Origin of the sequence: Lysinibacillus agricola (genome assembly GCF_016638705.1) — a bacterium.
Lineage (GTDB): Bacteria > Bacillota > Bacilli > Bacillales_A > Planococcaceae > Lysinibacillus > Lysinibacillus agricola.
Genome location: NZ_CP067341.1, coordinates 4,280,203 through 4,306,122, shown reverse-complemented (window position 1 = coordinate 4,306,122; position 25,920 = coordinate 4,280,203). Strand labels below are relative to the sequence as shown.

The 25,920-nt window shown below is 38.3% G+C and carries 27 protein-coding genes and 1 pseudogene; 23 read left to right on the top strand and 5 right to left on the bottom strand.

Translation table 11 applies throughout. The features are described from left to right. The first annotated feature begins 1 nt into the window (after position 1). From mutM to FJQ98_RS21485, 11 genes are all read left to right on the top strand, one after another. The gene (mutM, locus tag FJQ98_RS21535; protein ID WP_053592407.1) at positions 2-874 is read left to right on the top strand and encodes a bifunctional DNA-formamidopyrimidine glycosylase/DNA-(apurinic or apyrimidinic site) lyase; all 873 of its coding nucleotides are present in this window, start codon (positions 2-4) and stop codon (positions 872-874) included. 13 nt (positions 875-887) lie between these two features. Further along, positions 888-1,481 carry a dephospho-CoA kinase gene (coaE, locus tag FJQ98_RS21530; protein WP_053592408.1) on the top strand — a complete coding sequence of 198 codons (594 nt, stop codon included), beginning with the start codon at positions 888-890 and terminating at the stop codon, positions 1,479-1,481. A gap of 860 nt (positions 1,482-2,341) precedes the next feature. Next, positions 2,342-3,364: a glyceraldehyde-3-phosphate dehydrogenase gene (locus tag FJQ98_RS21525; protein WP_053592409.1), complete on the top strand. Its 1,023-nt coding sequence runs from the start codon at positions 2,342-2,344 to the stop codon at positions 3,362-3,364. Positions 3,365-3,622: 258 nt separating this feature from the next. Continuing rightward, on the top strand, positions 3,623-4,093 hold the full coding sequence (gene nrdR, locus FJQ98_RS21520; RefSeq protein ID WP_053592410.1) for a transcriptional regulator NrdR: 471 nt from the start codon (positions 3,623-3,625) through the stop codon (positions 4,091-4,093). Between the two features lie 18 nt (positions 4,094-4,111). Next, positions 4,112-5,479, top strand: coding sequence for a replication initiation and membrane attachment family protein (locus FJQ98_RS21515; protein WP_241774455.1), 1,368 nt, complete (start codon positions 4,112-4,114; stop codon positions 5,477-5,479). A 24-nt stretch (positions 5,480-5,503) separates the two neighbouring features. Continuing rightward, positions 5,504-6,433: a primosomal protein DnaI gene (gene dnaI, locus FJQ98_RS21510; RefSeq protein WP_277815912.1), complete on the top strand. Its 930-nt coding sequence runs from the start codon at positions 5,504-5,506 to the stop codon at positions 6,431-6,433. A gap of 553 nt (positions 6,434-6,986) precedes the next feature. Beyond that, positions 6,987-8,918: a threonine--tRNA ligase gene (gene thrS, locus FJQ98_RS21505; RefSeq protein WP_053592413.1), complete on the top strand. Its 1,932-nt coding sequence runs from the start codon at positions 6,987-6,989 to the stop codon at positions 8,916-8,918. A 599-nt stretch (positions 8,919-9,517) separates the two neighbouring features. Further along, a complete protein-coding gene (gene infC, locus FJQ98_RS21500) occupies positions 9,518-10,021 on the top strand; it encodes a translation initiation factor IF-3 (RefSeq protein ID WP_025114499.1) in 504 nt (167 codons plus the stop codon). A gap of 31 nt (positions 10,022-10,052) precedes the next feature. After that, positions 10,053-10,253: a 50S ribosomal protein L35 gene (gene rpmI / locus FJQ98_RS21495; RefSeq protein WP_004226312.1), complete on the top strand. Its 201-nt coding sequence runs from the start codon at positions 10,053-10,055 to the stop codon at positions 10,251-10,253. Between the two features lie 61 nt (positions 10,254-10,314). Then, on the top strand, positions 10,315-10,674 hold the full coding sequence (gene rplT / locus FJQ98_RS21490; protein ID WP_053592414.1) for a 50S ribosomal protein L20: 360 nt from the start codon (positions 10,315-10,317) through the stop codon (positions 10,672-10,674). A gap of 138 nt (positions 10,675-10,812) precedes the next feature. Further along, positions 10,813-11,073, top strand: coding sequence for a DUF1294 domain-containing protein (locus FJQ98_RS21485; protein WP_053592415.1), 261 nt, complete (start codon positions 10,813-10,815; stop codon positions 11,071-11,073). A 103-nt stretch (positions 11,074-11,176) separates the two neighbouring features. Here the strand turns inward: FJQ98_RS21485 and FJQ98_RS21480 are convergent, their stop codons facing one another. Beyond that, entirely contained in the window at positions 11,177-11,569 is a 393-nt protein-coding gene (locus tag FJQ98_RS21480; protein WP_053592416.1) for a hypothetical protein, read from the bottom strand. 103 nt (positions 11,570-11,672) lie between these two features. On the opposite strand from FJQ98_RS21480, the gene FJQ98_RS21475 reads away from it, so the two are divergent. Both FJQ98_RS21475 and FJQ98_RS21470 read left to right on the top strand, forming a co-directional pair. Beyond that, positions 11,673-12,158, top strand: a complete 486-nt coding sequence (locus FJQ98_RS21475) for a dUTP diphosphatase (protein ID WP_053592417.1) — start codon at positions 11,673-11,675, stop codon at positions 12,156-12,158. 94 nt (positions 12,159-12,252) lie between these two features. Beyond that, the gene (locus FJQ98_RS21470) at positions 12,253-13,341 is read left to right on the top strand and encodes a M42 family metallopeptidase (protein ID WP_053592418.1); all 1,089 of its coding nucleotides are present in this window, start codon (positions 12,253-12,255) and stop codon (positions 13,339-13,341) included. Between the two features lie 146 nt (positions 13,342-13,487). Here the strand turns inward: FJQ98_RS21470 and FJQ98_RS21465 are convergent, their stop codons facing one another. Continuing rightward, positions 13,488-14,483 carry a serine hydrolase domain-containing protein gene (locus tag FJQ98_RS21465; RefSeq protein WP_158002941.1) on the bottom strand — a complete coding sequence of 332 codons (996 nt, stop codon included), beginning with the start codon at positions 14,481-14,483 and terminating at the stop codon, positions 13,488-13,490. 573 nt (positions 14,484-15,056) lie between these two features. Here FJQ98_RS21465 and argF point away from each other — a divergent pair. The 9 genes from argF to FJQ98_RS21420 all read left to right on the top strand — a co-directional run bounded on the left by argF (position 15,057) and on the right by FJQ98_RS21420 (position 22,996). Next, entirely contained in the window at positions 15,057-16,022 is a 966-nt protein-coding gene (gene argF, locus FJQ98_RS21460) for an ornithine carbamoyltransferase (protein WP_053592478.1), read from the top strand. A 383-nt stretch (positions 16,023-16,405) separates the two neighbouring features. Continuing rightward, positions 16,406-17,305, top strand: a complete 900-nt coding sequence (locus FJQ98_RS21455) for a LysR family transcriptional regulator (protein ID WP_053592420.1) — start codon at positions 16,406-16,408, stop codon at positions 17,303-17,305. 186 nt (positions 17,306-17,491) lie between these two features. Next, positions 17,492-18,820: an LLM class flavin-dependent oxidoreductase gene (locus FJQ98_RS21450; protein ID WP_053592421.1), complete on the top strand. Its 1,329-nt coding sequence runs from the start codon at positions 17,492-17,494 to the stop codon at positions 18,818-18,820. 46 nt (positions 18,821-18,866) lie between these two features. Further along, positions 18,867-19,880: an LLM class flavin-dependent oxidoreductase gene (locus tag FJQ98_RS21445; RefSeq protein ID WP_053592422.1), complete on the top strand. Its 1,014-nt coding sequence runs from the start codon at positions 18,867-18,869 to the stop codon at positions 19,878-19,880. Between the two features lie 13 nt (positions 19,881-19,893). Continuing rightward, positions 19,894-20,166, top strand: coding sequence for a glutaredoxin family protein (locus FJQ98_RS21440; protein WP_053592423.1), 273 nt, complete (start codon positions 19,894-19,896; stop codon positions 20,164-20,166). A gap of 15 nt (positions 20,167-20,181) precedes the next feature. Then, positions 20,182-21,006: a transporter substrate-binding domain-containing protein gene (locus FJQ98_RS21435; RefSeq protein ID WP_053592424.1), complete on the top strand. Its 825-nt coding sequence runs from the start codon at positions 20,182-20,184 to the stop codon at positions 21,004-21,006. A gap of 26 nt (positions 21,007-21,032) precedes the next feature. Next, complete coding sequence (locus FJQ98_RS21430) at positions 21,033-21,737, top strand: amino acid ABC transporter permease (protein WP_053592425.1); 705 nt, start codon at positions 21,033-21,035, stop codon at positions 21,735-21,737. Between the two features lie 11 nt (positions 21,738-21,748). Further along, on the top strand, positions 21,749-22,456 hold the full coding sequence (locus FJQ98_RS21425) for an amino acid ABC transporter permease (RefSeq protein WP_053592426.1): 708 nt from the start codon (positions 21,749-21,751) through the stop codon (positions 22,454-22,456). Between the two features lie 27 nt (positions 22,457-22,483). Next, positions 22,484-22,996, top strand: coding sequence for a GNAT family N-acetyltransferase (locus FJQ98_RS21420; protein WP_053592427.1), 513 nt, complete (start codon positions 22,484-22,486; stop codon positions 22,994-22,996). 107 nt (positions 22,997-23,103) lie between these two features. Here the strand turns inward: FJQ98_RS21420 and FJQ98_RS27045 are convergent. From FJQ98_RS27045 to sspI, 3 genes and pseudogenes are all read right to left on the bottom strand, one after another. Beyond that, positions 23,104-23,289, bottom strand: a pseudogene (locus FJQ98_RS27045) (hypothetical protein); the annotation flags it as partial. A gap of 101 nt (positions 23,290-23,390) precedes the next feature. After that, positions 23,391-24,770: an FAD-binding oxidoreductase gene (locus FJQ98_RS21415; protein WP_201406541.1), complete on the bottom strand. Its 1,380-nt coding sequence runs from the start codon at positions 24,768-24,770 to the stop codon at positions 23,391-23,393. Between the two features lie 78 nt (positions 24,771-24,848). After that, positions 24,849-25,058, bottom strand: coding sequence for a small acid-soluble spore protein SspI (gene sspI / locus FJQ98_RS21410; RefSeq protein ID WP_053592429.1), 210 nt, complete (start codon positions 25,056-25,058; stop codon positions 24,849-24,851). A 237-nt stretch (positions 25,059-25,295) separates the two neighbouring features. Between sspI and FJQ98_RS21405 the strand changes: the two genes are divergently transcribed. Further along, a complete protein-coding gene (locus FJQ98_RS21405; RefSeq protein WP_053592430.1) occupies positions 25,296-25,820 on the top strand; it encodes a sigma-70 family RNA polymerase sigma factor in 525 nt (174 codons plus the stop codon). The last annotated feature ends 100 nt before the right edge of the window (positions 25,821-25,920 follow it).

Here is a 25,920-nt window from a genome sequence, read left to right as displayed (position 1 = left end):
AATGCCTGAATTACCAGAGGTTGAAGGTGTCGTCCAGGCATTAAAACCTAAGATTGAAGGGCGCACAATTCAACAGGTTCAACTGTCTGAAATTATTCGTTTGTCCTTTGGGGAAGGAAAACAATGTATCGTGAAGCAAGCTGAGCCCGATGCATTTGAAATAACCTTGTCCCAAATGACAATTACAAAAATTGAACGACGTGCAAAATACATCTTTTTTCATTTGCTGAAAGAGGATGTTCCTTATGTACTTGTTAGTCATTTAGGGATGACAGGTGCATGGTTTGTTGTGAATTCGCCTGAGGAAATTAATGAGGCGAAATTTCAAAAGCATATTCATGCTACATTTCAAATGGCAGATGGTGGCTATTTAATATACTCGGACATACGTCGCTTTGGTGAATTACGTTTTTTAACAAAAATTGAGGATCATGCACCATTAACTAAAATGGCACCAGAGCCATTCGATGAAGCAGCATGTGATTATTTTATTGCGAAATCAAAGTTACCGAAATATGAGAAAAAGGCCGTTAAGGAAGTAATTATGGATGGGCAGGTTATTTCGGGCTGTGGCAATATTTATGCTACAGAAGCACTATTTGCTCAAAAAATTCATCCGACCCGCACTATGAACCGCATTAGTGAAAAGCGTAAGCGTGCATTATTCGAGGCGATTGTCGCTATTTTACGCCAGAGCATTGAAGCAGGAGGTTCAACAATTTCAGATTATCGTAATATAAATGGTGAGGCTGGAAGTATGCAAAATCGATTGCAAATGTATGGCAAGAAGATGTGTCCAACGTGTGGAACTGCAACGAGCCAAATGACGATAGGTGGGCGCATATCAGTCTTTTGCCCAAATTGTCAACATTAAAGGGGATTTAACTATGATTATCGGATTAACAGGAAGTATAGCGAGCGGAAAAAGTACAGTAGTAAAAATGATGACAGCACTTGGTTTACCGATTGTCGATGCAGATATTGTAGCGCGTGATGTTGTAGAACCAGGAACGGAGACTTTAAAGTTAATAGCTGAAAATTTTGGACAAGACATATTACTAGAAGATGGTAGTTTAAATCGTGCCAAGCTTGGCGATATTATTTTCCATGAGCCTGCAAAGCGTAAAATTTTAAATGATATTATGCATCCTGCTATTCGTAAGGAAATGCTGCGCCAGCGCGATGCTTATTTAGAGTCTGGAGAAAAGCATGTAGTGATGGATATTCCACTTTTATTCGAAAGCAAGCTACAGCATTTTGTCGAGCGTATTATTGTAGTATCGGTTAGTGAAGAGGTACAGCTCCGTCGCTTAATGGAGCGTAACAACTTATCGAAGGAGGATGCACTAGCTCGAATGCATTCTCAACTACCTATGTCAGTCAAAGAAAAAGGTGCCCATGCGGTTATTTACAATAATGAAAATTTAGAACAAACAGAGCACCAATTAAAAAAAATCCTGACATATTGGGACGTTTTATAATCAAATTAATAATCCGTAAAATTAATCGATGCGTAGCAATGACATATTGCTACGCATTACTTTCTTTGAAAAACTATTATGTCAATGAAATTATGGTGTCACATTGGGTGATTTCCGTTCCAGGCTACTCGCTTTCCCACGGGAGTCGAGTAGCCTGGAACGGAAATCAGCAATAGCGTAGAACTTTTATAAATTTTATGCATTGGACCTATAACAACGCACCTTAATTGAACAGAATAGACTTATAACAGTGACGTGATTGTATAGTCGTTGTTGCTGTCGCACAGATAAAATCATTTAGCAAAAGTTACGTTTTATCACTTAAATTATAGCGACATGTCAGAGGATACATGCTATGTGAATTAGTTGATTGGAGTGGAGGCTGGGCGACTCCTCGGGGATCAGCAATAGAGGAACGGAGGCTAAAAGCATCACATCCTGTGATAACGCCTCCGTGACCAACATCGTGTTGGCCCGAGACCCTGGAGCGCAGCGAAGCGGCTCATCGGACGCCCCCAGGAAGCTTTGCTCTGTGCGAAAGCGTAGCGGCAGCAACAAAGCGCCCAGCCGGAACGGAAATCAACCCCTCGCTGCCGAAGAGCCATACTTTATTTAATATGACACATTAATTTCATTGACATTATATTCAACAATACGGATGCGTGACAAGAACACTTTGCTATGCATTTTTTTGTGGATTTATACCATAATAAGGACTAATTTAGGCGATTTTATTTTTCAGAAAATAAGAACTTTTATATTATGAATATATAATGTTCATCTTTTTTAAAATTGTGTTATACTAATCAGCATAAAGTATATAATTAATATGAGTACGTACTCACGGGAGGATTTTATAAATGACAGTATCAGTTGCTATTAATGGTTTCGGGCGTATCGGACGTATGGTTTTCCGCCAAGCGATCGTACAAGAAAGTTTAAATATCGTTGCGATTAACGCGAGCTATCCAGCTGAAACGTTAGCACATTTGATTAAGTATGACACAAATCACGGAACATTCGAAGGTACGATTGAACCAGCAGGCGATGCTTTAATTGTAAATGGTAAACGTGTTCAAATTATTAGCGAACGCGACCCATTAAAATTACCATGGGCAACAATGGGTGTGGATATCGTTATTGAAGCAACTGGTAAATTTAATGATCGTGAAAAAGCAGCAATGCACTTAGAAGCAGGCGCAAAGAAAGTGATCTTAACAGCACCTGGTAAAAACGAGGACGTAACAATTGTTTTAGGTGTAAATGATGAGAAACTTGATATCGCAAAACATGATGTTATTTCAAATGCTTCTTGTACAACAAACTGCTTAGCACCAGTTGCTAAAGTATTAAATGACACATTTGGTATCGAAAGCGGATTAATGACAACAGTTCACGCTTATACAAATGACCAAAAGAATCTAGACAATCCACATAAAGATTTACGTCGTGCACGTGGATGCGCACAATCAATCATTCCAACATCTACAGGTGCTGCCAAAGCTTTGAAATTGGTATTACCAGAATTAGAAGGCAAAATTCACGGTATGGCACTTCGTGTTCCAACACCAAACGTATCATTAGTTGACCTTGTAGTTGATTTAAATACAGATGTAACAGTAGATTCTATCAATGCTGCATTTGTGAAAGCTGCTACTGAAGGTCCAATGAAAGGTATCTTAAACTTCTCAGTTGAGCCTCTAGTATCTTCTGATTACAATACAACAACTTACTCTTCTACAGTGGATGGACTTTCGACAATGGTAATGGGTGACCGCAAAGTGAAAGTACTTGCTTGGTACGACAATGAGTGGGGTTATTCTGCACGTGTTGTAGATCTTGTGAAAAAAGTGGCAAAAGCTTTAGAAACAGTTAACGCTTAAAAATTATTCTGAGCACATTGAAATCCTAGTGGTTTCGATGTGCTTTTTTTTATTAAATAGATAGTTTATCGTTATTGGTATTGTATTTGATATCAAGAGTATGTTGCGATCTCCTTAGATAAATTATTGCAATCTATGCTTGTACTTTCTCCTTTCAGGGCTTATCATGAGCACACTAGCGTGAATGCGCTTTTCTTACACATAGGAAATTTGTTATAATAGAAATATTAAATGTTGTGAAATCAGGAGAGTAATTATATGAGATGTCCATCTTGCCAATTTAACGGAACGCGTGTTGTGGATTCGAGGCCTGTAGATGATAATAAAGAAATTCGTAGACGTCGTGAATGTGAGTCATGTGGCTTCCGCTTCACAACGTTTGAAAAAATTGAAGAGACACCGTTAGTTGTAGTGAAAAAGGAAGGTTCACGAGAAGAATTTAGTCGTGAAAAAGTACTTCGTGGACTAATTCGTGCTTGCGAAAAACGCCCTGTTTCTCTTGAAGTACTTGAGGGACTAGTAATGTCTATTGAAAAAGATCTTCGTCGCATTGGGAATTCTGAAGTCCAGTCTGAGGATGTAGGGGAAATGGTGATGGATCGCTTAGCGAAAATTGATGAGGTTGCTTATGTGCGCTTTGCATCGGTTTACCGCCAATTTAAGGACATCAATGTCTTTATTGAAGAGATTAAAGAGATTATTCAACGTCAGACAGAGCAAAAATCATAGGGAAAACAGAGAGGGTGAATGACGTTGATCCATTTGTATAAGGAATTGCAGCCCGCTGATTCTTTTGACATTCGCCTACCTCATGCACTTTCTACGCAGGAACGTCAATTAGTAACGCTATTTTATCAGCCTTTAATTGGAGCGGAGCCAATCAGCCTTTATTTAACACTATGGGCAGAAGCTGAGCAAATGCCAAGTCAGCAAATGACACATTATTATTTAATGAATGTGCTAGGGCTTCCTATTGGTAAAATATTTGAGGCACGTATTGCGCTCGAAGCAATTGGCTTGTTACGCACATGGAAAAAAGAAGATGCTGACCAGCGAAGCTTTTTATATGAGCTGATGCGTCCGCTTGATGCAGATAGCTTTATGAAAGACCCACTGCTGTCGATGTTTTTGTTTAGTAAAATTGGGGAGCAAGCTTATCGAAAGTTACGTCAGCGTTTTATTCCATCTGCAAGAGATGCAGAATTTAAAGATGTATCACGTGTCTTCATAGACGTTTTTAAGCCTGTTAGTTCAAAGATTCCAGATGATTTACAAGTCGATACTAGTCGTAAGGATCAACAGCAAAAGGTATATCCGTTTTATTTTGAACAGTTTGACTTCGAATTACTGCAGGCGGGTTTATCGGAGCAGCTAGTGCCGTCCAGTTTACTAACACTTGAGGTACGTGAAACAATAGCAAAACTTGCTTTTTTATATCGCTTAACGGCACTGGATATGCAAAAAGTTGTGATTCTTGCATTAGATGATGACCTAGGTATTTCACTGGAACGATTACGTAAGGCAGCTGCCGATTTTTATAAGCTAACGGTATCAAAAGAACCACCAAAGCTTGCAAGAGTGATTGAGCCATCATCTCTAGAAGAATCAGGACAAAAAACAAAGGATCAGGAGCTTCAGCATTATTTAGAGACGACTCCGCCAGTCCAAGTGCTGCGAGATATCAATAATGGCAAAGAACCTCTACAGACTTCCGTTCAGCTTGCTGAAAGCTTAATTGTCCAGCATGGAATGCCAGTAGGTGTTGTTAATGCTCTTTTGGAATATGTAATGTTAACAACTGATATGAAGCTACCTAAAAAATATGTGGAAACGATTGCGGATCATTGGGTACGTAAAAATATTCAAACTGCAAAGGAAGCAATGGAGCTAGCACGCCAGGAGCATGATAAATACACTACGTGGAAAAATAAGCCGCAGACACCGAGGAAAAGTAATCAAGGTGCTAAAGGGCGTTCAGGAAATCAACGTGAAGAGAAGGTGCCTGAATGGTTTTACAAACGTAACGAGCAACAAGAAGATAACACTTCAAGCACGATAGATTTTGAGCAAGAGCGTCAAAAAATATTGGAAATGCTAGGGAAAAGTGATAAGTAAGGAGGGTGAACGACAATCGAACAGATTAATGGACCATTAAAAAGAGCAATTAATGTACCATCATTTCAAGAACGTTACGAAACGATGCGTCGAGAAATTTTAGAAAACCCTCGTGTGCAAGAATTTTTAGCAGCGCATGCAGATGAGTTAAGCTATGAAACAATTGAACGTAATTTACCGAAGCTCCATGAGTTTATTAGTCAATCTACTGTCTGCTGTGGCTGTAACAATACGGAAAGTTGTACAAACTACTTAAAAGGTTTTTTACCTACTTTACGTGTAGTGAGAAGTACCGTTGAAATTGATTATGTACGTTGTGAGCAAAAGATACGCGAGGATGAGCGACGTGATGTAACCAATATGATTGCGAGTATGCATATGCCTAAGGATGTGCTGCAAGCGACAATTCAAGATTTACTCATTGACGATGAATCTCGTGTCATGATTGCTCAAAAAGCGGCACAATTTGTGAAGACAACATTGGAAACAGGAAAGCTTCCAGCAAAGGGTTATTATTTATACGGGAAATTTGGTGTAGGGAAATCTTTTGTACTAGGAGCACTTGCTAATGAATTAGCCTCCATCAAAATTCGTTCAGTAGTCGTGTTCGTGCCTGAATTTTTACGAGAAATGAAAAATGCAATTGGCGATAATACATTGAATGAAAAATTAGACTATGTGAAGAAGGCACCAGTGCTAATGCTTGATGATTTAGGAGCCGAGACAATGACCGCTTGGACGCGAGATGAAATTTTGGGGACTATTTTCCATTACCGCATGGCGGAGCAATTGCCAACATTCATTACATCTAATTTTAAATATGATGAACTAGAGCATCATTTAGCACAGTCGCAAAAAGGTGACATAGAAGTTGTGAAGGCTGGACGTATTATGGAACGTGTCAAAGCCTTGACAGAGCCAATTGAAATGCACGGCAAAAATCGACGTATGTAAGATTGACAGTTGCATTTTACGACAATCGAGCGTATACTGTCTCATATAATAATTAACTTCTTTCAGCAGGCTGTGCAAACACCCGCTGAAAGAAGTTAATGCCTCCGGCGGATGTCACGGAATCGGAAAGGAGTACTTAGAGGATGTTAGCCTAAAATCATCGCATCCATGCGATAACGGCTAACTGACCTGCATAGTGCAGGCCTAAGCACAAAGCCGATTCCAGACGCAATTATGCCGAGGCATAATTGATCAAAAAATGCATTGATGAGGACATGAATTTTGTGTATCAGCTTTTAGAGAGGGAAGTCATTGGCTGTAAGCTTCCTAGTTCGAGCACATCATTTACTACCTACTGAGCAGCGAAAGGGAAAATCTTTCGCCGGTCCCTAGCCCGTTAGCTAGCCTTGAGCTTCGTCTGACTATAAAAAGTCGGAAGAAAGAAGGGTGGAACCACGAGCATACGCTTCGTCCCTTTCGTAGGGACGGAGCTTTTTTATTTTCCAGGGATTCGATCATGCATCACTATAAGACTATAAGGAGTGCAAACAAAATGTCAGATATGATTAAATTAACTTTCCCAGATGGCGCTGTAAAGGAATTTGCAAAAGGTACATCTACTGATGACGTGGCATTATCAATCAGCCCAGGACTTCGAAAAAAAGCATATGCTGGTAAAGTAAATGGTGTCTTAGTGGATTTAAAAACACCGATTGAAGAGGACGCTACAATCGCAATTATTACACAAGATGATGAGGAAGCACTTGAAATCCTACGTCACTCTACTGCGCACTTAACAGCACAAGCGATTAAGCGTTTATTCCCAGACGTTAAACTTGGTATTGGTCCAGTTATTGAAGGTGGTTTCTACTACGATATTGATGCACCAACTCCAATCACAGCTGAAGACTTACCAGCAATTGAAAAAGAAATGAAAAAGATTATCGCTGAAAACCTAGAGATCGAGCGCAAAAATGTTAGCCGTGCAGAAGCACAAGGAATCTATCAAGAAATCGGCGATGAATATAAATTAGAATTACTTGAAGCGATTCCGGCTGATGAACAAGTTTCTATTTATCATCAAGGTGAATTTTTCGACCTTTGCCGCGGTATCCACGCACCATCAACTGGTAAGCTTCGTGAGTTCAAACTTCTTTCATTAGCGGGTGCTTACTGGAGAGGTAACTCAGATAACAAAATGCTTCAACGTATTTATGGTACAGCATTCTTTAAAAAAGAAGAATTGAAACATCACCTACAAATGCTTGAAGAAGCAAAAGAACGTGATCACCGTAAAATCGGTAAGGAATTAGAATTATTTACAACTTCTCAAAAAGTTGGCCAAGGCTTACCACTATGGCTACCAAACGGTGCGACAATCCGTCGTGTCATTGAGCGCTATATCGTGGATAAAGAAGTATCTCTTGGTTATAAGCATGTTTACACACCAGTACTTGGTTCTAAAGAGCTTTATCAAACTTCAGGTCACTGGGATCACTACCAAGATTCTATTTTCCCACCAATGGAGATGGACAATGAAACATTAATTATGCGTCCGATGAACTGTCCTCACCATATGATGGTGTACAAAAATAGCATGCATTCTTATCGTAACCTACCATTACGTATTGCGGAGCTTGGTACAATGCACCGTTATGAAATGTCAGGCGCAGTTTCTGGCTTACAACGTGTACGTGGGATGACTTTAAACGATGCACATATCTTCGTTCGTCCAGATCAAATTAAAGCGGAATTCCAAAAAGTAGTACAGTTAATTTTAGAGGTTTACAAGGACTTTGATTTAAACGATTACTCGTTCCGTTTATCTTATCGCGACCCAGCAGATACTGAAAAATACTTCGATGATGATGCAATGTGGGAAAAAGCACAAAGTATGTTAAAAGAGGCAATGGATGAGCTTGGCTTAGATTACTTCGAAGCTGAAGGTGAAGCTGCATTCTACGGTCCTAAACTTGACGTACAAGTAAAAACTGCAATTGGTAAAGAAGAAACTTTATCAACAGTGCAGCTTGATTTCTTATTACCAGAGCGCTTTGACTTAACTTATGTTGGAGAAGATGGTAAACCACATCGTCCAGTTGTTATTCACCGTGGTGTTGTATCAACAATGGAACGTTTCGTAGCCTTCTTAATTGAAGAATATAAAGGTGCATTCCCAACATGGTTAGCACCAGTACAAGTTGAAGTCATCCCAGTTTCAAACGAAGCACACTTTGATTATGCAAAACAAATTGAAGAGCAATTAAATGCTGCAGGCTTACGCGTTGAAATGGATGACCGTGAAGAAAAACTAGGCTACAAAATCCGTGAAGCACAAATGAAAAAAATTCCGTATATGCTTGTTATCGGAGACAAAGAAGTAGAGGCTGGTGGCGTAAACGTACGTCGCTATGGCTCAAAAGATTCAGAAACAATTAGCTTCCAAGACTTCCTAGCAAACATTAAAGCAGAAATTACAAAATAATTTTGTCGGCGAATTCGATCAGATTGAAAAAGAATTAGAATTCGCCGGGCAAGATCATCAAAAGTTTGGAATGACATTTGTTAGAACGTATTTATATAGGTTGATTGGAGTGGAGGCTAGGCGACTCCTTGGGGATTAGCAATAGAGGAGTGAAGGCTAAAAACATCACGTCCTGTGATAACGCCTTCGGGACCAACATCGGTAAAGCGCCTAGTCAACCTCACGTTATGATGAAAACCATTATAATAGTTTAGATTAAAAGTTTTTAGGTTACTTTATTAATAAATAAGCTGAAAAACATTTGACAGCTTATGAAGTACATGCTAATATGATTAAGGTTAATGAATACAAAGTTTGTGGTTGAAGTAGAGGCTGCCCGCTTCTCACCTGATACAACGCTCTTGGGCTGTGAACAGGTATGACACGTTGAATTGTTTTGCGCAGACTTGCGCATGCACATATAGCGGGCGGACATCTTCAAAATGTCCGCCCTTTTTTTATGGACATGACAAGAGGATGTACCGTTCAACCGGGCAAGGCTTTGCCCAAACCATGTATTCGCGACAACTACTTGGAGGTGGATTACTATTAGCAAAGACATGTATGTAAACGAAGGCATTCGCGCACGTGAACTTCGATTAATCGATCACAATGGTGACCAGCTTGGTGTAAAGACACGTAATGAAGCGCTAGAAATCGCCACTCGTGTAAACTTGGATCTTGTCCTTGTGGCCCCTCAAGCCAAGCCGCCAGTCGCTCGTATCATGGACTATGGTAAATTTAAGTTTGAACAGCAAAAGAAAGACCGTGAAATTCGTAAAAATCAAAAGGTCATCGTAATGAAAGAGGTTCGTCTGAGCCCATCAATCGATGAGCATGATTTCCAAACGAAGTTACGTAACGCGATTAAATTCCTTGAAAAAGGTGATAAGGTTAAATGTAGCTTACGTTTCAAAGGTCGTGCGATTACACATAAAGACATTGGTCAACGTGTGTTAGATCGTTTTGCTGAAGCTTGTGCTGAAGTATCAACGGTTGAACAAAAACCGAAGATGGAAGGCCGAAGCATGTTCTTAGTTCTTCAACCAAAGAACGAGAAATAATATTAGACGAACAGTTTAGGAGGAATTCGACATGCCAAAAATGAAAACTCACCGTGGAGCTGCGAAACGTTTCAAAAAAACGGGTTCAGGTAAATTAAAATATGACCGTGCTTATGGAAGCCACTTATTCGCAAACAAATCTACAAAACAAAAACGTCACCTACGTAAAGCAAATATCGTTTCATCTGGTGACTTCAAACGCATCAAATCATTACTTGTTTACATGAAATAATTTGACTACAAAAACAAAATACTAACATTCATTTTTAAATGAAAAGCAGGAGGTAATTCATATGCCACGCGTAAAAGGCGGAACAGTGACGCGCAAACGTCGTAAAAAAGTATTAAAATTAGCTAAAGGTTACTATGGTTCAAAACATACATTATACAAAGTTGCTAACCAAGCAGTAATGAAGTCAGGTCAATATGCATACCGTGACCGTCGTCAGAAAAAACGTGATTTCCGTAAATTATGGATCACTCGTATCAACGCAGCTGCTCGCATGAACGGTCTTTCATACAGCCGTTTAATGCACGGTTTAAAAGTTGCTGGTATCGAAGTTAACCGTAAAATGTTAGCTGACCTAGCTGTAACTGATGCAGCAGCATTCACTCAATTAGCTGACACTGCAAAAAAAGCAGTAGCTAAGTAATTTTTGACAAAGTCAAAATTACTTCTGCACCGAAAGCGAAGCGACAGGTGCAAAAGTTATTAAAAGACTGATGGATTTTTCCGTCAGTCTTTTTTTGTGTTAGAGTAGTAGGAAATAGAAAATTAAAAGGAGTACTCAATGGGACAAGCATTATTAGCTTATATGGCAATTGTTTCTATAGTCCTGCTCATAATGATGGGCATGGATAAATCAAAAGCGAAAAAGCATGAATGGCGTATTGCAGAACGTACGTTGTTTACATTAGCAATTGCTGGGGGTGCAGTAGGTGGTGTGCTAGGAATGTATTTATTCCGTCATAAAACACGCCATAACAGCTTTGCATTTGGCTTCCCGCTGCTAGCAGCTATTCAAATTTTTATCATAGTACAAATATGGTGATAAATCGTAAAAACATTCCGATAAAACTTAAAAATGTTCCGATAAATCACGAAAACATTCTGATAAAACTCGAAAACATTCCGATAAATAAAACACATCCTCATTATGAGGATGTGTTTTGCATAAGCTTTTCAATGGGTTGCTTCCAATTTATTTTTGCGTTTGGATAGTTCAATAGGATTTCTTGCTGTAGATATTCAAAGTCACTTTTCGTAAAACCTTGCAGTGCAGCGGCGTCACGGGCACCAACAAAAATCGTAACAACCTCGAAGGCATCCTCAGTAGTACCAAGGTATTTTTCACCTTCGAAAAGAGCACCCTTATAAGAAATAAAGAAATTTTTTCGGACATTTTTGACGTCATCATAAAAATAGTATTGGCCTTTTTCATAGGCTTCATCAAGTTTTCGCTTAGGATCGGTTATATAACGAATCGCTTTATAAAATACATAGATAATAAGCGCAATAACAGCAAGACGAATCAGTAACGGCAACATTTTTAATTTCCCCCTTGAAGAAAGGTTATTCCTTCCTATACGATTGGAGGGGGCAATTAGTTTCACTTTTTATAAATATTTTTAAGAAATTTAGGAGGAAAAAATGAATTTACAACAATTGTTTAAAATGCAGAAAGAACTTGATGATTTTATCGAGAAAACACAAAATATTGAACGTGATGTATTTAAAGAAAAAGGTTTAGCTTTAATGGTAGAGCTAGCTGAACTAGCAAATGAAACACGCTGTTTTAAGTTTTGGAGCACAAAGGGGGCTTCAGAGCGTGATGTGATTTTAGAGGAATATGTGGATTCGATTCATTTTATTTTATCACTTGGCTTATTAAAAGGTTATACAGCGATAGACAAATGGCCAGTGATTGAAGAGAAGAGAGATTTAACAGAGACATTTTTAATGACACAAGACGATATTTTAAAGTTTATTAGTCAACCGACAGAGGATAGATATTTAGCTATCTGGCAATGCTATGGATTAATTGCATACAATCTAGGCTTTACGTTTGAGGATGTTGTTGCGGCATATATAGAGAAAAATGAAGAAAATTATAATCGTCAGCGTTCAGGATATTAATGTGAGAAATACACCAATTTTCTGACGATTAAGCTAGGAATATTTCGGTAAACGAAGTATAATAGAGAAGATACAAGAGTCAGGAGGCAAAAGGATGACACAGCTAGATTCAACATTACAAATGTTTAAAGATTTAACAGATGCGAATGGTATTGCAGGTAATGAACGTGCACCACGCGAGGTTATGAAAAAGTACATTGGACCATATGCAGACGTAGTTGAAACAGATAATTTAGGTAGCGTCATTGCTAAAAAGGTTGGCGATGAAAATGGCCCTAAAATTATGGTTGCAGGCCATTTAGATGAAGTAGGCTTCATGGTTACTCAAATCGATGACAAAGGGTTTATCAAATTCCAAACTGTAGGCGGTTGGTGGAGCCAGGTTATGCTTGCACAGCGTGTAACAATTACAACACGTAAAGGTGATGAAATTATTGGGGTTATTGGTTCAAAGCCACCTCATATTTTACCAGCAGATGTGCGTAACAAAGTGGTAGACATTAAAGATATGTTTATCGATGTTGGTGCGGCTTCAAAAGAAGATGTGCTTGAATGGGGCGTACGTCCTGGCGATATGGTGACACCGTATTTTGAATTTAATGTGATGAAAAACGAAAAGTACTTATTAGCAAAAGCATGGGATAACCGCATTGGTTGTGCAATTGCAATAGATGTGATGAAAGCATTGCAAAATGAAAAGCATCCTAACATCCTTTATTCTGTAGGGAACGTACAAGAGGAAGTTGGGCTTCGTGGTGCGAAAACGGCTACATATAAAATCCAACCTGACATTGGCTTTGCTGTCGATGTAGGTGTAGCAGGAGACACACCAGGGGTAACTGCAAAAGAATCAACTAGTAAAATGGGCGCTGGTCCACAAATTGTTGTCTACGATGCATCAATGGTGTCACACCGTGGCTTACGTGAATTCGTATTAGATGTGGCTGATGAGCACAATATTCCATATCAATTCGAGGCAATGGCTGGTGGCGGTACAGACGCTGGCTCTATCCACGTAACAGCAAATGGTATACCAGCACTATCAATCGGTATTGCTACACGCTATATCCACTCACATGCAGGTATTTTACATCGTGATGATTATGATAACGCTGTAAAATTAATGGTGGAAGTTATTAAAAAATTAGACCGTGATGCAGTCAATAAAATTATTTTTGACTAAGCATATTATAATTAAAACAGCCCTCAATCTTAAATGTTTGAGGGCTGTTTTATGTCGATAAATTCAAAATCTTTATCGATAAATTCACATTATCGCTCGATAAAAATAAAAAGTGAAGAATTTCAATGTGTATTTATATAAAGCATCTATTTAACTTGTAAAAGCTGTAATATATCTTTCCCAATTTGCCCAGGGTTTGTCGCCAATATAGAAGAGCGATAATTTGATAAAACAACGACGCCTGTTTGTCGTGTTTTATCAAACCCTAAATAACTAGAGAAGCCTTTTGTTGAACCGTTATGCCAAATAATATTGTCTTCAAGAAACCACCCTAAGCCAATGCTCAAATCTTTTGACATAGTATTAGTAGCTTGGTGTGTGAATGTATAACCTAAATTTTCATCACTTAAATGTACTTTCATAAATTTTAAAAGATCATTAACAGTTGAACGGACTGCCCCTGCTGCCATAAAGTCATTCATTTGGAGCGGGGGCTTTTTATGTCCTAGGATCGTGTAGCCTTGCAATACCGCCTCTGCTTGATCAGAAGGGATAGAGATAAATGTATTTGGCATATCTAAAGGATCTGTTAATCTTTGTTTAATAGCTGTTTCATAATCAGTATGCAGTGTATTGGCTAAAATATATCCTAAAAGCCCCATTCCTACGTTAGAATATCTAAATTTAACTTTTGGCTCGTCGGTGTGTGTTTTAAAATAATGTATAGTTTCGTTCAGTGAATATTGACAAAAAGGATCACGAGGTGTTTGCGCGTCAAAAACATTGTAAATGTTCTTCAGCACACCTATTCCTGGTAGTCCAGAAGTATGATTTGCTAAACGTTTGAGTGTGACGGGATGATTGTCTGGAATTGCGGAAAAATATTTACCAAGGGAATCTTCTACATGGACTTTTCCCTCCTGAATCATTTCCCCTAAAATGGATGTAGTCAAAACTTTAGAAATCGATCCAACTTCATATATATAAGGCTTTTCTTCCAACATAAAATCCGAGCCACTGAAAGTAAAAGTAGCTTCTTGGCCTTGATAAATGATACCAATGGATAAGGCAACATTTGGACGAGTTTTTATATAGGGAAAAGCAATTTTAAATATGTCCTTCTTTAAATCATGTAAATCCACAATAGTTCCTCCATTAAGAACACTTATTTTTTCCTGCTCCATTGAAATAATAGAATGTAATTTCAAAAGTATGTGCTTTAATTGTAACAAATCTAGCTTTGTATAATTTTTTATAAATAATAGCAAGCTTAATTTCCTCCTGCTTTTGAAAATAAATATGTCCTCGTTCATCTAGCTATATAATAACCTCTCTATGATCCTTTTTATATCATTGTTCTTTTTCTTGCTCCAGCCAATTTACTAATTGGCTAACAGCGCCTGCGGATGTATCCATTAACTTTGTTAATAAGTTTGAACGGACCATTCGTCTGAAGAGGACTTAAAAGATGCACCAATTCCTTATCCGTATATTTTACCACCTGAATACCTAATATATATTAATTATTACCAATAGTGCAATTCTCTTAAATATGCGATTGAAGATGAAATATGCATAAATATTCGATTATCCGCATCTCAGACACATTTAAAGATAAAATTATAATTTTCGAAAATAAACATAAAAATTCAGTTGATTTTATATTTATGCATGTTATACTAAACTCAACAGCAACGAAACAAGGAGCGAAGGCTATGAAATTACTCGAAGAAGTGCAGTTAAAGTTAGTGTCTAGCTTAAAAGGTAAGGACCTATTAACCTTACTAGACTATACAAGTGAAGAGGTTCAACAGTTAGTTGAATTAGCGACACAGCTGAAAATAATTACAAAAGAAGGGAAATGTCCGAAGCTACTAGAAGGTAAGACACTCGGCATGATCTTTGAAAAACATTCAACTCGTACTCGTATTTCATTTGAAGTAGGCATGAATCAATTGGGTGGAAAAGGTATGTTTATGCATGCGCGTGATTTGCAGATTGGACGTGGTGAATCGATTTATGATACAGCACATGTGTTATCAGGCTATTTAGATGGTATTATGATTCGCGCGAACTCTCATGCTATGGTGAAGGAGCTAGCAGATCATGCATTTATACCAGTAATAAATGGACTAACGGATATTTATCACCCATGCCAAGCCTTAGCGGATTTAGAAACAATCGCTGAAAATAAAGGTGAACTAAAAGGACTTAAAATTGCATATGTTGGAGATGGCAACAACGTGGCGCACTCATTAGTAGTCGCTTCTGCACATGTAGGAATGAACGTGGCAGTGGCGACACCAGTTGGCTATGAATGTGATGCAGAGGTTATCGCAAAAGCGCAGGCTATCGCAGCAGCAAATGGTAGTACTATTATAATTACAAACGATCCTATAGATGCGGTTATAAACGCGGATGTAGTGTACGCTGATGTATGGACGTCGATGGGGCAAGAAGAGGAGGCTGCAAAACGACTAGAAGACTTTGCAGATTATCAAATTAATGATGAACTTGTCGCATACGCAAAACCGAATTATATGTTCCTGCACTGTTTACCAGCTCATCGTGAAGAAGAAGTAGCGTCATCTGTTATTGATGGCCCAAATTCCTATATCTTTGAGCAAGCAGAAAATAGACTTCATGCACAAAAAGCGGTGCTTGCATCAATTCTAGCTTAATAGTATGAACTTTATTTGTTCTGCGTAGAGCAAGCACAAATTTACTTTAGGGCATATGCTTTCGGTTTGAGAAGTATTATATAGACAGAGTTCACATTGGCAACAGGGGGTGTCAATGTGAATAGCATAACAGTGGTACGCAGACAGAGGGATGCAAACCACGCGCGATGTATGTTGTCAAGGTGGATGACCACATCGCTACATAGTGAAAGTAACCTGGGAGACGCTAGGTTACTTTTTTTCTTGTTGCGTTGCCATTCGCGGGTATTTACTTTCATTCAGATACATTATTAAAATTTAAACCTAGTTTTCCAATCTTTTATAGAGAATAAAAACGATTATCTATATAATAGGATAAATAAGTAATTCGGGGAGGGCTTCAGGTGAACATTGACCATATCGAGGCATTTTTATATGTAGTGCATTATAAAAGTATTCATAAGGCCGCAAATGCATTGTTTTTATCTCAACCAACTGTGACGGCTCGTATTAAATCATTGGAACGAGAGCTAAATGTTGAATTATTTCATCGTGATGGGCGAAGTGTAATATTATCGGATAAAGGCAAAGACTTTGTACCATTTGCGACACAGATTGTACAAACCTTCCAGCAAGGAAAGAAGCAGTTAGAGGAAACGCAGGAGTCTGATGAGGTGTGCATCGGGACAAACGGGGTCACAGCTCAATATTTTTTAGCGTACGCATTACCTAAATGGAAGAATGACTTTCCACATTTGCGCTTTCAGATAATCACAGGTTCAACAGCAGTGATTTTAGAAAAGCTGCAAAGTCATCAAATCCATCTCGGCCTTATTCAATACGTGCATAGAGAAGGAATTTGCAATGAGCTATTGCTAAGTAATGCAGTCAAACTTGTGATGCATCACGAGCATCCCTTTAAACAACAAAAACAAATTAAAGCAAAGGAACTAGCACAACAGAAAATGGTGTTTTTTGAATGTGGGGCTTTTGATTGGAATTATGTGCATAAAATGTTTGAGGTAGAGGGCGTAACAGCAAATATTGAAGTGCGAACGGATCATTTAGAAGTAGCGAAAGAATTTATCCGCACGAAAGAATATATGAGCTTCTTACCACATCTCTGTGTAAAAAAGGAGCTTGAAAGTGGGGAATTTGTTGAGATTGATGTTAAGCATTTACTTGATATGAATCAACACATTTTTTTAACGTATAAAAATAAAGAGACGCTGGCACCAGCATTTTGGAAAACAATAGTAGAAACAGCTGTGCAGTTTGAAAGCATTCAAGAAAATCTGAATTGATAAAATTTTTTATAAGTTAATAAATTTTTTTCTATTATGTAGCCTATTGCAAACTGTATAAATGAACTGTATTATCTTCCTCAATCCTATTTTATTTATGAGTACCTATAAATAAAATATTTTTTTAAACATAAAACATACTTAACCACTATGTTTAGTAAAAATAAAATTTGAGGAGGAACAAATATGGTGAGACAGGACAAAATTCGATTCGGGGCTATTATTCATGGTGTAGGTGGTAATATTTCAAGTTGGCGTCATCCTAAGGTGGCTAGCAATCAAAGTGTAAGCTTGCCGTTTTATATTCAGCAGGCACAAAAGGCAGAGCAGGGGAAGTTTGATGTTGCTTTTATTGCGGATGGTTTGTTCATCAATGAAAAATCGATTCCTCATTTTTTAAATCGTTTCGAGCCAATAACAATTCTTTCGGCGTTAGCAGTAGCAACTAAAAATATTGGATTAGTAGGTACTGTATCAACTTCCTATAGCGAACCATTTACAGTGGCACGTCAATTTGCCTCTTTGGATCATATTAGCGGGGGCCGTGCAGGATGGAACGTCGTAACGACACCATTAGAAAGCACTGCCTTGAACTACAATAAAACAATTGAGCAGCATCCTAGTCACGCAGAGCGCTATCAAATTGCTGAGGAATATTTAGAAGTAGCAAGGGGATTGTGGGATTCATGGGAAGATGATGCTTTCATTGCAGATGTAGAAAATGATGTATTTTTCGATTCAACTAAGCTACACACATTAAATCATCAGGGCAACTATTTTTCAGTTCAAGGTCCGCTAAATATTGCACGCTCTAAGCAGGGGCAGCCTGTTATTTTCCAAGCGGGTTCTTCAGATGCGGGTATTCGATTAGCGGCAAAAGATGCAGACGCCATTTTCACACATGGTTCGTCGCTAGAAGAGTCACAGAAATTTTATAAAAGGCTAAAGACTGAGGTTGAAGCATTTGGACGCAATCCAGATGAAGTGAAAATTTTCCCAGGAATCTCTCCGATTATTGGCGATACGCTTGAGGAAGCTGAAGCAAAGTATCAGGAAATCGTTGAGCTCGTTTCAATAGAACGTGCACTTGCTTATCTTGGTCGATATTTCGATCATCATGATTTTACACAATATGATGTAGATGCACCGTTCCCAGAGCTTGGTGATATTGGAGCAAACAGCTTTAGAAGTACGACCGATTATATTAAAAAATATGCCAAACAAGAGGGGCTAACATTGCGACAAGTTGCTTTACGAGAGGCAACCCCAAAAACAGCATTCTTTGGTACAGCAGAGCATGTTGCTGACCTCGTGCAGAAATGGTTTGAGCAAGAGGCAGCTGATGGCTTTATTATAGGTGTTACTGTACCTGGAGCACTGGAGGATTTTGTAGATAAGGTTGTGCCGATTTTACAAACAAGAGGGCTATACCGTGAAGAATATGAGGCAGACACATTACGTGGCAACTTAGGTTTACCATTTAAAGAAAGCCGTTATATCAAACAGTCCGTCTGAAAACCTAGTAAATATATATGAATAAATGTAATTAAGGAGGCAATATATGAGCTATTCATTAGGCATATTAGATCAAAGCCCTATTATTGAGGATGCAACAAACGAACAGACCTTACAAAAAACAGTGACTCTAGCTCAAAAAGCAGAGCAATTGGGCTACACACGTTTTTGGGTGTCAGAGCACCATAATACGGATACATTAGCAGGGTCATCTCCAGAGGTATTAGTTTCTTATCTCCTTGCTAAAACAAAGTCTATCAATATTGGGTCGGGTGGAGTGATGCTACAGCACTACAGCCCATACAAAGTAGCAGAAAATTTTCATGTTCTCGCATCGTTAGAGCCAGGGCGCGTTGATTTAGGCATAGGAAAGGCACCGGGCGGTTTACCCCTCTCTACGAAGGCATTGCAATATGGCATGCTCAATATTGGTGAAGATTTTGAGGAAAGATTAATATTTTTACAGCAATTAATTGACCAAACCGTACCGTCGGAACACGAGTTATATGGAATACAGGCAACACCGATTCCAAAGGTAAAGCCTGCATTATTTTTACTGGGGGCAAGTCCACAAAGTGCCGCTCTTGCAGGTAAGCTAGGCATTGCGTTCGTCTTTGCTCGATTTATTAATAGTGACAATGATGTGTTAGCTCAAGCAGCTACAGCTTATCGCACGCATCATCCAAACGGTCATTTTGCCGTCTCCATCGCGGCACTTGCAGCTCCTACAAAAGAGGAAGCAAAAGAGTTAATTGGTGATCAAAAAATTACGAAGGTGCATTTAGCGAGTGGTAGAAGCCTAACCTTACAATCGGTAGAGTTAGCAGAGAAATTTGGTCAGGAATCTGGAGAGACTTTTACGGTGAAGCAGTATGATGCAGATATTTTATATGGTACTCCAGAAGATATTAAAACGATATTAGATGACTATCATGTGCGCTATCAAATTGATGAGTTTATCTTGCATACGCCTATACTGAAGGAATTTGAACGAGAACGATCATTTGAGCTATTAAGTCCAGTCTATTTACATTTACAGCAAAAAGAAGCGGTAAGCTAAGGAGGAAATGCACATGGCAAAAAACATAGATGTAATTGTTTGGTCAAAGCAAGGTTGTAGTTATTGTGATGAAGTGAAAACGTATTTACAACAACAAGGTATTTCTTACAAAACAGTGGATATAACACATAATGACGCATTCCGTGACATCCTTGAAGTAAAATATGGTGTCCGTTATGTTCCGGTTGTCGAAATAGGCTCAAATGGTGTCTTTAAAGCAGTAACAGAAATAGGACTGGAGCATTTAAAAGCAGCACTTGCTGTTGATATACCGTCGCATGCTTAAGAAGAGAGGGATTTTATGAAAAAATTATCGTTTTATTTACTATTGTTGCTAGTTTTACTTTTAACAGCTTGTACAAGTACGGAAAAGTCCGAAGGGAATACTAGTGAAAATAATGCTGCACAGGGTGGAAAAGGTGTTCAAAAAATTATTGTTGGTACAGGTACACAATTTCCAAATATTTGCTTCATTGATGACAAGGGAAATTTAACTGGCTATGATGTGGAGCTTGTTCGCGCCATTGATGACAAGCTACCAGAATATGAATTTGAATTTAAAACAATGGAATTTTCAAATCTATTACTAAGTTTAGAGACAAGAAAAATTGACTTTATTGCCCATCAAATGGAAATCAATGATGAGCGAGAGGAGAAATTCTTATTTAATAAAGAGCCTTATAATGTATTCCCATTAAAGGTAACAGTCAATGCAAAAAACAATGATATTCAATCCATTGATGATGTAAAGGGGAAGAATATTAGTGTTTCACCAACAAGTAACTCTGCTGTCTTTATCGAAAAATACAATAAGGAGCATAACTTAGGTGCTAATATTGTGTATTCATCTGGCTCAGTCGATGTTAACAACCAACTTGCGACAGGTCGTATCGATGCAATCATTACAACACCCTTTGCAGTGAAGTATTATAACGAAAGCAATAAAGCGCAGCAAAAGGTTGTTGGAGATGCTTTATTAAATTCAAAAGTTTACTTTTTATTAAATAAAGACGAGGTTGTTTTACAGGAGCGACTTGATGATGCCATTCGAGAATTAAAGGCAGAAGGTGTCATTAGTGAGCTAAGTAAAAAATGGTTAGGTGACGATTATACGGTGGACTTCTAAACGAAACTGGAGGGGAAGAAGGAAGTATGGCCAATGACTTTGACTTTACGCTAATTGCAAAAGTACTTCCAATATTGCTTCAGTATTTACCAGTAACACTCGAAATTTTAGTGTTTGCCACTTTTTTTGGCATGCTGCTTGGTATAGTGATCGCCATTCCAAAGCTGTTACACATACCAGTTCTGAAGCAAATCATAACGATTTATATTTCGTTTATTCGAGGTACGCCGATTTTAGTGCAATTGTTTTTAGTGTTTTATGGTATACCAGCATTATTAAAGCTTGTGCATATTGATGTAACAAGAATGGATGCTATGTATTTTGTGATTATTACTTATACGTTGAGTAATGCTGCATCGTTTGCTGAGATTTTTAGAGCGGCTATTTTAACAGTTGATCGTGGACAAATGGAGGCAGCTTATTCAGTTGGATTAAGTGGAATACAGGCCTTTTTACGTATTGTGCTCCCTCAGGCGATTCGTGTTGCCTTTCCCAATATGGCAAATACGATGATTAATTCATTAAAGGATACTTCTTTAGCATTTTCAATTGGTGTCATGGATATGGTGGGGCGTGGAGAAACACTTATTGCTTCTACGACAAGGGCGCTGGAGATATATTTGGCGCTGTCCATCGTTTATTTTGTCATTGTTATGCTGTTAGAAAAGGTATTAAAGCTAAATGAACGGTATCTTAATCGATATATGCCAAAGGAAGCTGCATCTAGCTAGGGGGAAATGCTATGACAATAGATTTTGCTTTTATTTTTGAAGCTTTAATAGAAATTAGTAAAGTATTGCCGTTAACTTTGTTTATGACAGTTACACCTGTCATATTGGGCATTTTAATCGGCATAATAGTTGCTTTTGTTCGGATACAACAAATAAAAATTCTCGCACCAATGTTGAATTTTTACGTATCTTTTTTTAGAGGCACACCAATCATTATGCACATTATGCTTGTTTATTTTGGCATACCAATTGTGGTTGATGTTATTGCAAAGGCTTTAAAGATAGAGTATCAATCAAGCTCTATCCCTATTTTATTTTTTGTTATTTTGGCTTTGACGCTAAGTGCAGGAGCTTATGCCTCCGAAATAATTCGGTCTGGTATTTTAAGTGTACCTAAGGGACAGCTAGAGGCAGCTTATGCAGTCGGTTTAACATTTTCACAGGCGATGCGACGTTATATATTACCCCAAGCATTTAGTAAATCCATTCCTAACTTCACAAATGTTTTTATTGGATTCTTACATGCTACGTCACTAGCCTTTTTCCTTTCAGTTAAAGAGTTAACAGGAGTTGCGAATATCGTTGCTTCTATTAATTTAAAGTTTCTGGAGGCATTTATCGCTGTCGGTTTAATTTATTGGAGTGTTTCAGCTATCGTTGAATGGCTTGCACATCGTATTGAAAAAAGAGTAACTGCCTATAGCAAGGGCGGCATTTAAATTTAGTAAATAGAAAGGGGATCGACGATGACAGTAGCTGAAATAGTGATTGAACATTTGAAAGAGGAAGACTATACAAGGTATTTAGAAGTCCTAGTAGAAAGTTATGCACAGTATGAAAAAGAATATGAAAACCCAGAGAACTGGGCTTCCTACTTAAATGATATTCGGGCATCTGTTGGTAATCCTAATGCAGAAACAATTTTAGTGGCAAAGCGTGGCGATGAAATTTTAGGGGGACTGCAATTATTTACAGATGCTGAAAAAGCATACGGTTTACCAGAGCTTAACATACAGTCTACCATTGTGCGCTTACTTGGCGTGCATCCTAAAGGAAGAGGGCTAGGTGTTGCTAAAAAATTATTGCACGAAAGCTTCGCCTTTGCACGCAATCGTCAGGATCAAGCATTATATTTGCACTCAGGTGATATTATGCAGGCCGCTATTAATCTTTATTTATCCCTGGGCTTCGTAAGAGATGAATCTAAAGAGTTTAATAAGGGAGATAAGCTTGTAAAAAGTTTCCGCTATGATTTATAAATAAACCATGAGTACGGTGTCTATTTAGTATAATTTCTTGTTAAAAAATGCCATAGAAAAAGGATTTGTTAGTCCTTTTTCTATGGCATTTGCACTTAAATTAGCGCTTACGAAATTTTCCCATAGGCTAAGTATGGGAAAAAACCTTCAAGGAATCGTTCAGTTGCTGGCATAAAGTAAGAGCCGAAATGGAAATCAGGATCTAATGTTGTTATGATCCATGTTCCGCCAGTAGAGGCAGTGTCAACATATAAAACTGCACCACCATCTTCCGTCGATACTAAAATATCTGCATTGATGATACCAAGCGCATTAGGGACGGAGCGTAACAGTCGATAATCTCAAATAAGAAACACGGTCTCACCTTTCGTGGCGAGATCGTGTTTTATCTACATTACATATTGAAAATTTTCCCGGGATTCATAATATTATGTGGATCAAGTGCTGCCTTGATGCTTTTCATCACTAATAGAGATGTTCCGTGCTCTGTAGACTGATATTTCATTTTTCCAATACCAACACCATGTTCGCCAGTACAAGTACCACCACGTAGTAAGGCGTATTGGACAATATGTTCATTGAAGCGGTCCGCCTTTGCTTGCTCCTCAGCATCTTTTGGATCTAACATTAGCAAGGCATGGAAGTTACCGTCTCCAACGTGACCAACAATTCCGCCTGCAAGACCAACTTCCTCAAGCTGTTCACGAGCATATAAAACGGATTCTGCAAGCATAGAAATCGGCACACAAACATCAGTCGACATAAGCTTTTTCCCTGGGTAGGCATGGATATATGCATAGGCCAATGAATGGCGCGTCTCCCAGAGCTTATTACGAGCTGCATTGTCTTGTTCAAATTCAACAGAAAGACAGCCAAAGTCCTCAAAAATATCTTTAGCAAATTCTATATCAGCATGCATACCTGCTTCATTTCCGTGGAATTCTAAAAATAGTGTTGGTTTTTCATCATAGGATGTTTCATTATAAATATTTGCTTGTTTGATAGAGGCTTCATCGACCAGTTCAACACGGCCTATTGAAATACCCGCCTGTAACAATGCGGTTACTGCACTGACAGCATCGCCAACTGTCGCAAAGACTGCACGCCCCGCCGTTACAAATTCGGGTATACCATAGACTTGTAAAGTTAACTCTGTAAAGCAACCTAGCGTACCCTCAGAGCCAACAAAAAGGCCATTCAAGTGATAACCAGAAGAAGATTTTGCTGCTAAGTTACCGGTATGAATGACTGAACCGTCTGCGAGTACAACCTCTAGATCTCGTACTTGATCGCGCATAACACCATAGCGCACTGCGGTTGTTCCGCTGGCATTTGTCGCTGCCATTCCACCAAGTGTAGCATCAGCGCCAGGATCAACCGTGAATTGAAGTCCATGTTTTTTTAATTCTTTATTCAATTGCGCACGTGTTACACCTGGCTGTACTTTTACTAGCAGGTCATCTGGTCGAATTTCTAAAATAGCATTCATTTCAGAGAAGTCGATAGAAATCCCATTTGCAATAGGAATTGCATTTTCCTTCAAGCTTGAGCCAACACCAAAAGGTACGACTGGTACACGTTCTGCATGCGCAATTTTCAAGATGGCACTGACATCGGCTGTAGATCGAGGAAAGACAACGATATCTGGTAAGCTCATTGCATGATGAGATTCGTCCCTTCCATGTAGCTGTCGCATCGTTTCGTTTGTTGACACCTGTTCTTCAGATAAAACCTTTTTTAGTTGATTTACTATTAATTCTACAGCAACAGTCATTCCAATCCCTCCAAATTTTCTGATAAATTAAACTTTATCATGCATTTATGGGAAATGGAATGAACTGCCTATAAAAAATTAGTGAGCAAAGGCTTTTTCTAGTTTTTGAGTAAATTCATCCTGCTCAGCAGCACTAGATTGTTGCCACCATTTTTCAAAAAACACGCCAAGCCCTGGAAGTAAATGCTCCTCACCGCGGCTAATTGCATCTTCGACAATATCCTTAAACTCGGCCGCTGATTGACCATGTACGTTTGTCGTAATCGCATCTCTTATTTGAAAATTCATCTATTTCGCCTCCTTAGTAATAATTTGTCCAACCTTTTAAGAAATATGTATAGAATTACAGTTAAAAGATATGATTTTTGAAATATCATACTGTTGTTATGTATAAATATTAAAAAGGACTTATAAAAACTTTCTGATCATATTGACAAAAGGGGTGTTCGACATCTTCGTAGTATAATAATTAAGATAAAGGCACCTAGGAATAATGGACTGTGCACAAGTCGACAGGAAAATAGGATGACAATACAGCGTAATAATCAAAAGCTATCACCTGAACAACCTTTTGATGAAGTATTAGAATTAGTCCAGCCGATGATAACGTCGATTTTGTTAAAGTGCCAAATTTATAAGGATTTTGAGTATTATCGTCATATAGCATCCATAGCCGTGTGGGAGGCTTGGCATAAAGCGGACCCATCAAAAGGGCTATTTTCCGCTTATATTTATACAACCGTTAAAGGAGAAATTTTAAAAGAACTTTCAAAGGAAAAGAGTTTTGAAAATATGAACACACCTATGGATAATGAAACGATAAATTATATTCGAGATCATGAAATGAGTGAAAGAAATCCTGTTCTTATAGAATGTATTATGTCTCATTTAAAATTTGAAGAAAGAAAAATACTACTACTTTTCTATGTAGAAGGTTATAGTTACTCGGAAATAGCTAAAGAACTATGTTTATCTGAGGCTGCAGTAAAAAAAAGACGTACAAGAATAATGATTAAGCTCCGTAAGCTGCTATCTTCTATAGACGAATAGAGCGATAAAGCAGCAAAAGTATGCTAATATCAAAATAAAATGAATATTAGCATACTTTTAATATTTGCATACAACTTCCAATAAAAATGCTATCATCTGT